This is a genomic window from Roseateles sp. P5_B10 (assembly GCF_056400485.1).
This window is the reverse complement of record NZ_JBFULE010000175.1, coordinates 1-8324: the sequence shown is the minus strand read 5'-3', so window position 1 is coordinate 8324 and position 8324 is coordinate 1. Positions and strand designations below refer to the sequence as shown.

The 8324-nt window shown below is 69.2% G+C and carries 11 protein-coding genes and 1 pseudogene; 7 read left to right on the top strand and 5 right to left on the bottom strand.

The features are described from left to right. The 5 genes and pseudogenes from AC1DU6_RS13195 to AC1DU6_RS13175 form a co-directional block, all read left to right on the top strand. On the top strand, positions 1-928 hold a 928-nt coding region (locus tag AC1DU6_RS13195; protein ID WP_477857643.1), incomplete at its 5' end, for a cyanophycinase. 99 nt (positions 929-1027) lie between these two features. Further along, positions 1028-2107: a substrate-binding domain-containing protein gene (locus tag AC1DU6_RS13190; RefSeq protein WP_457323148.1), complete on the top strand. Its 1080-nt coding sequence runs from the start codon at positions 1028-1030 to the stop codon at positions 2105-2107. Between the two features lie 126 nt (positions 2108-2233). Continuing rightward, positions 2234-2779, top strand: a pseudogene (locus AC1DU6_RS13185) (DUF1003 domain-containing protein); the annotation flags it as partial. 433 nt (positions 2780-3212) lie between these two features. After that, on the top strand, positions 3213-3947 hold the full coding sequence (locus AC1DU6_RS13180; protein ID WP_056202599.1) for a Crp/Fnr family transcriptional regulator: 735 nt from the start codon (positions 3213-3215) through the stop codon (positions 3945-3947). Positions 3948-4003: 56 nt separating this feature from the next. Continuing rightward, positions 4004-4768 (top strand): Crp/Fnr family transcriptional regulator, encoded by a 765-nt coding sequence (locus AC1DU6_RS13175; RefSeq protein ID WP_477857640.1) that lies wholly within the window; start codon positions 4004-4006, stop codon positions 4766-4768. A 73-nt stretch (positions 4769-4841) separates the two neighbouring features. Here the strand turns inward: AC1DU6_RS13175 and AC1DU6_RS13170 are convergent, their stop codons facing one another. Continuing rightward, positions 4842-5306, bottom strand: a complete 465-nt coding sequence (locus AC1DU6_RS13170) for a fasciclin domain-containing protein (protein ID WP_056202596.1) — start codon at positions 5304-5306, stop codon at positions 4842-4844. 83 nt (positions 5307-5389) lie between these two features. Next, positions 5390-6226: a beta/gamma crystallin-related protein gene (locus AC1DU6_RS13165; protein ID WP_056202593.1), complete on the bottom strand. Its 837-nt coding sequence runs from the start codon at positions 6224-6226 to the stop codon at positions 5390-5392. Positions 6227-6420: 194 nt separating this feature from the next. Here AC1DU6_RS13165 and AC1DU6_RS13160 point away from each other — a divergent pair, with 194 nt between their 5' ends. Next, on the top strand, positions 6421-7284 hold the full coding sequence (locus AC1DU6_RS13160; protein WP_477857638.1) for a DUF6920 family protein: 864 nt from the start codon (positions 6421-6423) through the stop codon (positions 7282-7284). A 35-nt stretch (positions 7285-7319) separates the two neighbouring features. Here AC1DU6_RS13160 and AC1DU6_RS13155 read toward each other — a convergent pair whose 3' ends face one another. Continuing rightward, positions 7320-7535, bottom strand: a complete 216-nt coding sequence (locus tag AC1DU6_RS13155) for a hypothetical protein (RefSeq protein ID WP_457324150.1) — start codon at positions 7533-7535, stop codon at positions 7320-7322. Then, a complete protein-coding gene (locus AC1DU6_RS13150) occupies positions 7532-7684 on the bottom strand; it encodes a hypothetical protein (RefSeq protein WP_457324151.1) in 153 nt (50 codons plus the stop codon). The genes AC1DU6_RS13155 and AC1DU6_RS13150 overlap by 4 nt, the downstream gene beginning before the upstream one ends. 188 nt (positions 7685-7872) lie before the next feature. On the opposite strand from AC1DU6_RS13150, the gene AC1DU6_RS13145 reads away from it, so the two are divergent. Then, positions 7873-8160, top strand: a complete 288-nt coding sequence (locus AC1DU6_RS13145) for a BON domain-containing protein (RefSeq protein ID WP_457324152.1) — start codon at positions 7873-7875, stop codon at positions 8158-8160. Positions 8161-8183: 23 nt separating this feature from the next. On the opposite strand, the gene AC1DU6_RS13140 is transcribed toward AC1DU6_RS13145, so the two are convergent. Beyond that, the coding region (locus tag AC1DU6_RS13140) for a DUF3309 family protein (RefSeq protein ID WP_477857645.1) at positions 8184-8324 on the bottom strand (141 nt) is incomplete at its 5' end.

Genomic DNA, 8324 nt, shown 5'->3' with positions numbered 1-8324 from the left:
CCCGTCACTGATCGCCAAGGTCGCAGCCTCGAAATCCGTGTTCTTCTCCGGCGGCGCGCAGGAGCACATCGTCGACACACTGCAGCCCGGCGGGGAGCCGACGGCCATGCTGCTGGCCATCCGCCAAGTCTTCGACGGCGGCGGTGTCGTGGCCGGCACGAGCGCCGGCGCGGCCATCATGAGCCGCATGATGTTCCGCGACGCACCGGACAACATGCAGGTCCTCAAGGGCCAGTGGCGCGACAGGCGGGAGTTCGACCGCGGCCTGGGCTTCATCGGACCGGACCTGTTCGTCGACCAGCACTTCCTCAAGCGCGGCCGCATCGGCCGCATGCTGCCGGCCATGCGAGCGCTCGGCTATACGCTGGGCCTGGGCGTGGAGGAAAACACGGCGGCCGTCGTCAAGGGCAGCGAGGTCGAGATCGTCGGCGCGCGCGGTGCACTGCTGGTGGACCTGTCCGAGGCCACGGCCGACGCCAGGCTGCCCGCCTTCAACCTGCGCGGCGCGCTGGTCAGCTACCTTGACCGCGGCGACCGCCACGACCTCAAGACCGGCGTCACGACACCCGCCGCGCATAAGCTGCGCGAGCCCAAAATCGACCCGGCCGCGAGCGACTACAAGCCCTATCTGCAGAACGACAACTACTTTCTCGACATCCTGGCCGACAACACCATCGTCACGGCCATGGCCCAGTTGCTGGACGGCCGCGCGCCCGAGGTGCGCGGCCTCGCCTACCGCGCGAAACCCCGCCCCGGCGACCTCTCCCCCGAGCTCGGCTTCGAGTTCCGCCTCTACAAGGGGCCTGGGCTCGTCGGCTGGTTCAGCGGCGCCCTCGGCGGCGAGGACTACACGGTGCTGAAGGCCCGCCTGGACGTCATCCCGGTGCGCATGGCCTCGCCGCTGTTCACGCCGCTGGTCGCGAATTGATAATCGGGCAAGCTCGGGCTCGCCGTCGGGCGACGTGATTTACCCGAGGTCCGATGCTCAAGCGCGCATATCGAGCCATGGCAAGTTAGGCTCGCGCCCATGGCCGCCCCTTCTCCCGAATCGCGCTCGGCGCCCCGCCTGCCGCCGCTGTGGCTGCGCCGCCCGGTGCTGATCCTGCTCGCTGCCTGGGCGGCCATGGCATCGGCAGTGCACGCCGAACCACCATCCGAGGCCCCGAGGCGGGTCGTCTTCCTGGCCCAGGACTTCCGCAACGGCGGCATCACCGCCGTCTACCGTGGCTTCGAGCAGGCCTGCCAGGAGCTCGGCTGGACCTTGAGCGTCGTCAACGGCAAGGGCGACAAGGCGACGATCAGGCGTCAGTTCGACGAAGCCTTGCGCGCCGGCCCAGACGGCATCGTGCTGGGCGGCTTTGACGAAGCCGATATCGCCGACCGCCTGGCTCCGACTTCGCGGCCTCTTCCCGTGCTGGTGGGCTGGCACGCGGCCCCGCGCCATGGGTCGACGCCTCATCTGTTCGCCAACGTCAGCACCGACCCTGCGGTCGTGGCCGACATGGCCGCGGCCTTGGTCGTCCAGCCCGGTGGTGCCCGGGCGGGCGTTGTCATCTTCAACGACAGCCGCTTCGACATCGCCAACGTCAAGACCCTGCGCATGCGCGAGGCCTTGTCGCGCTGCGCCTCATGCGAACTGCTCGCCGTGGAAGACCTGCCGATTTCGAACGCCTCCAAGGACATGCCGGCCGCGCTGGAACGGCTGCATCGGCAGTTCGGCACGCGCTGGACCCATGTGCTGGCGATCAACGACGTCTACATGGACTCCATGCACTTTCCGCTGCTGGCCCTGGGCCGCCGCGACGTCGTCGGCATCGCGGCCGGCGACGGCTCACGCACGGCACTGAGCCGCATCCGCTCGGGCCGCTCACAGCAGCTCGCGACCATCGCCGAGCCCACTGGCCAGCAGGGCTGGCAACTGGCCGATGAGCTCAAGCGCGCCTTCGCCAGGCAGCCCCCCAGCGGCCGCGTCGCCCGCCCGATCGCCATCACGACGGAGTTGCTGCGGCAACTCGGGCAATTGGAGGTCGATGACCTGCTGCCCTACCGGGCCGAGTACCGCCAGCAATGGTCGATCAGCCCACCGAGTGCGGCGAAAGCGCCGTAAGCGCCTAGAGCCCCCTGGGATTCGGCCACCAACGGCCCGGCCAGGCGCCGTCTTGTGTGCGCCAGCAGACGGTGCGCCGGCCAGGCCGCGGCCAGACTCGCCGTCAACCCCGCTTCCTCGTCCCCCATGTCGCTCCCGCCAGACGATGCCCACGACGCGCAGGCCACCGCCCTGCTGGGCCGGCCGTTTGCGGAACTCGACGTGCGCGCGCAGCGCGTGGCTCGGCATATCGGCCTGCGCCAACCCATCACGCAGCACCCGGAAGCCGCGGCAACCACGCCGCCGACCCGGGGCCAGCGCGCCGCCGATGCGGTCACCGCGTTTGGCGGCTCCTGGCTGTTCGTCAGCCTGTTCGCGGCCGTGATGCTGGTGTGGGTGGGCATGAACGTCGCGCTGCTGGCCGGGCGGGGCCAGACCTTCGATCCCTATCCCTTCATCCTGCTCAACCTTTTCCTGTCCATGCTGGCGGCGGTGCAGGCGCCCATCATCCTGATGTCGCAGAACCGCCAGTCCGAGAAGGACCGCGTCACGGCAGGGCACGACTACGAGGTCAACCTCAAGGCCGAACTCGAAATCATGCTGCTGCACGACAAGCTGGATCAGTTGCGCCAGCAGCAATGGAGCGAACTGCTGGCGCTGCAGGCCGAACAGATGCGCCTGCTGGCCGCGCTGGCGGCCGGCCTGCCGGCCATGTGCGACACCGCACAGACGCCGGCGGCCATGCCCTTGCAGCATGGCGGCGCCGTCGGCCCCGCGAACGAGCCTGGGAACCGTGCCTGGTTTGCCCAGCCGTAGCACGGCGGCCGGCGGCGCCTCTGTGCGCTGGCGCACGGTCCTGCCCAACAGGCACCGTCAGGATCGACGTCTTTGCGGGAGTCAGCCCATGTACGTCGTCCAGCCACGCCCAACGGCGTGGAACCTCCGTTGCTTGCCAGCACCCTGGTGAGCACCTTCACCGGCCCTCGGCTACCGCTGGCGCTGACGCTGACGCAATAAGGGCGACGCCCCCGCATGCCAAAAATGTTTATGTGCGATGCCGTACACACGGCAGGCCAGGCGCTGGATAGAGTTGTTGCTTCTAAGTCGCGCCAGCGCGGGAGGATTGATGTCTGCACCGCTTGACGCCCTGGCCCCTCGCAGCAACCGCCTGCTGGCCGCCCTGCCGGGCGAGGAATGGGACCGCTGGGCCGACCAGCTGGAGTTCGTGCCACTGAAACTGGGTCAGGTCATCTACGAGTCCGGCCGGCCACAGAGCCACGTGTATTTCCCCACCACGGCCATCGTGTCGCTGCTCTATGTGCTGGAGGACGGCGCCTCGGCCGAAATCGCCGTGGTGGGCTACGAAGGCGTGGTCGGCGTATCGCTCTTCATGGGCGGCGAGACCACCCCGAGCCGTGCAGTGGTGCAAAGCGCCGGCGGCGCCTTCCGGCTGCGCGCGGCGGCCATCAAGGTGGAGTTCAACCGCTACGGCGTGGGCATGCACCTGCTGCTGCGCTACACGCAGGCGCTGCTGACGCAGATGGCGCAGACGGCGGTCTGCAACCGCCATCATCTGCTGGAGCAGCAGCTGTGCCGCTGGCTGCTGCTCAGCCTGGACCGCATCGCCGGCGAGCAGCTGGTGATGACGCAGGAGCTGATCGCCAACATGCTGGGCGTGCGCCGTGAAGGCGTCACCGAGGCGGCGCTGAACCTGCAAAAGCTCGGCCTGATCGACTACGCGCGGGGCCACATCACCGTGCTGGACCGCGCGGGGCTGGAACAGCGCAGCTGCGAATGCTATGGCGTCGTCAAGCAGGAGTACGACCGGCTGCTGAACTGGCCGGCAATTCCCTTGCCCTGACCCGCAGCGTGTGCTGGCGCACAGCGGCAATCAACAAGTGATGTGCAGACTGGTGCATGACTGCCAACCAGTTGCTCGATCACCTGCCCGCCGCCGAGTTGCGGCGCCTGCTGGCGCAGAGCATTCAGGTGCCCTTGCGCAGCGGGCAGAAGCTCGGCACCCAGGACCAGCCTGCCCGCGTGCTGCTGTTCCCGCTGCAGGGTTTCCTTTCGCTGGTCACGCCCATGGACGCTCACCCGCCGCTGCAGGTGGGCATGGTGGGCTGCGAGGGCGTGGTGGGCGTGCAGTTGCTGCTGGGCGTGGCCGCCAGCCCGGTGAGTGTGATGGTGCAGGAGGACGGCCAGGCCTGGAGCCTGACCGCCGCGGCGCTGCGCAGCCAGTTGCCCGACAGCCCGGGGCTGCGCCGGCTGCTGATGCGCTATCTGCTGGTGCAGCTGAGGCTTTCAGCGACGGCCGCGGCCTGCCTGCACTTCCATGCCCTGCAGGCGCGGCTGGCACGCTGGCTGCTGATGGGGCAGGACCGGGCGCGGGGCGAAGGTTTCGCGGTCACGCAGGAAGGCATGGCCCACCTGCTGGGCGTGCGGCGCGTCGGCGTCACGGTGGCGGCGGGCGCGCTGCAGGAGGCCGGCCTGATCCGCTACCACCGGGGCTGGGTCACGGTCAGCGACCGCGCCGGCCTGGAGGYGGCGGCCTGCGGCTGCTATGCGCAGGACCGGGCGAGCTACCGCGCTGGCATGAAATTCCCCCCTGGAAACGGCGCTCCGCACGCTGACGAACATGCGCCGGTGGCCGCGTTTTCTGCAAGCCACGTCATCCCATGACGCCGCGGAGTTCCCTCATGAGGCCACGCATCCCGCAACTGCACCGGCGGCACTGCGGCAAAGCCGGGACGGGTCAGCTTGCGGCCGGCATCAGCACGGTGTCGATCACATGGATGACGCCATTGGTGGCTTCGATGTCGCGCTCGACGACGCGGGCCTTGTTCACGCGCAGGCCGGCCGGGGTCATGTCGATGGCCAGGTCTTCGCCTTGCAGCGACTTCAGCGTGGCGGGCTGGCCGCCCGCCGCAGCGGCCTTCACATGGCCCGCCACCACGTGCAGCAGCAGGATGGCCGTCAGCCTGGCCTTGCTCTCGGGCTTGAGCAGGTCGACCAGCTCGTTCCTGGCGAGCTTGTCGAAGGCCTTGTCGTTGGGAGCGAAGAAGGTGTAAGGCCCCGAGCCGTCAAGCACGTCGGCCAGGCCGGCGGCCTTGACGGCCGCCATCAGGTGCTTGAAGTGGCCGGTCCTGTGGACCGTGGCCAGCAGGTTGTCTTGCAGGGCGGCCTTGCTCGGGTTGTTGGTGACGACGGCGGCAATCATGAGAGCTTTCTGGTGGAGGGATGCATGCAAATGCTGCCCCTCAGGATTGCCGGGGTCTGTGCGCTGGAGCACCCGCCCGTGGTTCAGGCGCGCGGTTCGCCGTTGGCATTGACCGTCACGGTGGCGCCGGGCGGCGTGGCAACCTGCATGTGGTGCTGCTGGCCGCGGAAGTTGTAGGTCACGTCCCAGTAGGCGGGGTTCTGCGCAACCGGCCGGTCATCGCAGCGCTGCACGTCGCGGGTCACCACCGATTCGCCACTGTTGTTGCGGCCGATGTTGTTGCCCACCACGCCACCGGCCACTGCACCGCCGGCCGTGGCCAGCACGCGCCCCGTGCCGCCGCCGACCTGATGGCCGAGGATGCCGCCAATGACCGCGCCGATGACGGTGCCGGGCACGCTGTTGTCGCTGCGGCGGCCGTCGCCGACCTGCTCACGCTCCGTCCAGCAGCGCCGCTGGCCGGACTCGCCGTAGATCGCCCGCACATCGCTCACGGTCGCCTGGTACAGGCGCTCGCGGTCGCGGCGGCGGTAGTCGGCCGGCACGCTCGGGTAGGGCGCATAGCTCAACTCGTCATCGCGGGCATTGCGCTGCACGGCGCGCACCGACGAGATCTGCTCGTCCAGCCCCATGGCTTCGAGCGACGGGTACTGGCCGGGTCGCAGCACGCGGCAACGGCCCGAATAGCGCTGGTCCACGCAGACCTCCCAGCGCTGGCTGCGCACCACCACCGACGAGGCCCTGTCGTTGAAGTTGTTGCTCCTGAAATTGCTGACGCTGCCGTTGCTGGTCATGGAGCGGCCCTGGAAGTTGGCCTGCTCATAAAAGGTGATCTGCGCCAGCGCGGGCGTGCTGGCCGAAAGGGCCAGCAGCAGGCCAAGGGCGTTGCGGCGCAGGGAGTGTGTTTGGGGGGTATGCATGGCGTTCTCCGGTGTCGGGGCGAGGCCCGTGAGGAAAGTCTGTGCCGTGTCGGGCAACCCGTCTGTACGGTGGCGGACCCAGCCGGCGCTGAAGCACTGACGCGCGAGCGCTCCAGTGTTCGGCAGCGCACAGACCGTTGGCCCAGGCTCGGCGAGCCTTGCGCCCCGTCACCCGACAAACCGGCAAACACCGCATGGACTGGCTGCTCGCCGCTTTTGTCCTTCTCGCCGCCCTGGCCCTCGCGATCACGCTGCTGCTGGGAGCGCGTCGCCAGCGCCGCTGGCGCTCACGGTCCAGCGCGCTGATCGCCAAGCTCAATGCCGAGCCGGGCCCGGCGGGCGTCACCCATTTCGACCCCGCGGAACTCATCCATTTGCCGGCACCGGTGCAGCGCTATCTGCGCATCGCGCTGACCGCCGGCCAGCCACTGGTGCGCGGCGTGAGGTTGACGCAGAGCGGCTTCCTCAACCTGTCGGCTGCCGGCGACCGTTGGCAGCCCTTCACGGCCGAGCAGCAGGTCGCCACGCGCGGGCCGGGCTTTCTTTGGAATGCCCGTGTCGGGCTGTTCTCCGGCCTGAGCGTGCGCGTGCAGGACAGCTATCTGGCCGGCGCGGGCCTGCTGCATGCAGCTCTGCTTGGCGTGCTCGACATGGCTCGCCAGCAGGGCGGGGGCGAGCTGGCGCGCGGGGAGCTGATGCGTTTCCTGGCCGAGGCGCCCTGGTACCCCACGGCCCTGCTACCCAGCCAGGGCGTGAGCTGGGCGGCGGTGGACGCGCGCCAAGCCGATGCCACGCTGGCCGACGGCGCTGTCTCGGTGACGCTGCGCTTCAAGTTCGGCGATGCCGGCCTGGTGGACACGGTGCGCGCCGAGGCGCGCGGGCGCAAGGTGGGCCGGATGACTGAAATGGCCCCCTGGGAAGGGCGCTGGAAGGAGTGGACGACCCGCGACGGCATGCGCGTACCTCTGGCCGGCGAGGTGGCCTGGCTGCTGCTCAGCGGGCGCCAGACCTATTGGCGCGGACGCCTGGGCAAGCTGCGCTACCGCTTCAGCGCTTGATGGGGGCGGGTCCTTGTGGCTTCCTTGTCGGAGCCCTAGGCCAAGGCGACGAATGCCTGCCCGAACAGGCCACCCATCAGCACCGCGCCCAGGCCGACCAGGAACACCCAGGGCGAACGGCGTCTGGCCATGCTCAGGAAGCTTTCCTCGCGGCAAGCTGGTGGGTCTTCGTTGCGGTAGATGGGGACGGGCGGGCCGTCGGTGCGCATGCGAACGCGAGCCGAAGGATCGGCTTGGAGGGTGGCGTTCATCGCGCCCCCTTCTGGCCCTTGCGGCCGGCGTGCTTGTGGCGCTCGGGCATGTGGGCCGACGGCTTGGGCAGCTCGGGCTTGATATCCAGCACGGGCGGGTGGCCGGCGGGTTCCGCGGGCTTGTTCTTGGCCTTCATCGACTGCTTCATGGGGTGCTCCGGCATTGAGGTCCAGGCGACGAAGGATTTCTGGCCAGGACTGCCGAGACCTTAGGGCGGCCGTGCGCGCTTGACTGTGCGGCAGCGCACCCGTGGCATGCCGCGCTGTGTGCGCCGCCGCACAGACCCGTCGTAGCGCACGCGTCCAAGCTCCTCCTGCCCTTGCTGCACAGGCCCCCATGAAAGCAGAGCCACAGCGCCGTCCGCCCGCGATGCCCGCACCCAGCGATGCCGATCTCGCCTACATGGCGCAGGCGGCATTGACGTGGAACCCCTCCCTGCCCCCGGGCGGGGTCCGGGCCCGCGTTGAAGCCGGCTGGCTGACCTTGTCGGGTGAAGTGCGCTGGCACTACCAGCGGCAGGACGCGGTCAATTGCGTGCGCCATCTGCCGGGACTTGCCGGCGTCAACAACTGCATCACGGTGCAACCGTCAGCGACGCACGCGCCCTTCAGGGACGCTACCTGAAGCGTGCAAGGCATGGCGCGCGCCTACAACCGGCCCATCAGCCAGAGCACGATGAGGATCAGCAACACCAGGCCGATGCCGCCCGAGGGTATATAGCCCCAGCTGCGGCTGTGCGGCCAGGTCGGAAAGGCGCCGACCAGCAGCAGGATCAGTACGATCAAAAG

Bases quoted from the DNA above. Each gene is read 5' to 3' on its own strand.
- AC1DU6_RS13165 (WP_056202593.1), bottom strand. From the start codon at position 6,226: ATGCATACCCCCCAAACACACTCCCTGCGCCGCAACGCCCTTGGCCTG.
- AC1DU6_RS13150 (WP_457324151.1), bottom strand. From the start codon at position 7,684: ATGAAGCAGTCGATGAAGGCCAAGAACAAGCCCGCGGAACCCGCCGGC.
- AC1DU6_RS13160 (WP_477857638.1), top strand. From the start codon at position 6,421: ATGGACTGGCTGCTCGCCGCTTTTGTCCTTCTCGCCGCCCTGGCCCTC.
- AC1DU6_RS13155 (WP_457324150.1), bottom strand. From the start codon at position 7,535: ATGAACGCCACCCTCCAAGCCGATCCTTCGGCTCGCGTTCGCATGCGC.
- AC1DU6_RS13190 (WP_457323148.1), top strand. From the start codon at position 1,028: ATGGCCGCCCCTTCTCCCGAATCGCGCTCGGCGCCCCGCCTGCCGCCG.
- AC1DU6_RS13170 (WP_056202596.1), bottom strand. From the start codon at position 5,306: ATGATTGCCGCCGTCGTCACCAACAACCCGAGCAAGGCCGCCCTGCAA.
- AC1DU6_RS13180 (WP_056202599.1), top strand. From the start codon at position 3,213: ATGTCTGCACCGCTTGACGCCCTGGCCCCTCGCAGCAACCGCCTGCTG.
- AC1DU6_RS13145 (WP_457324152.1), top strand. From the start codon at position 7,873: ATGAAAGCAGAGCCACAGCGCCGTCCGCCCGCGATGCCCGCACCCAGC.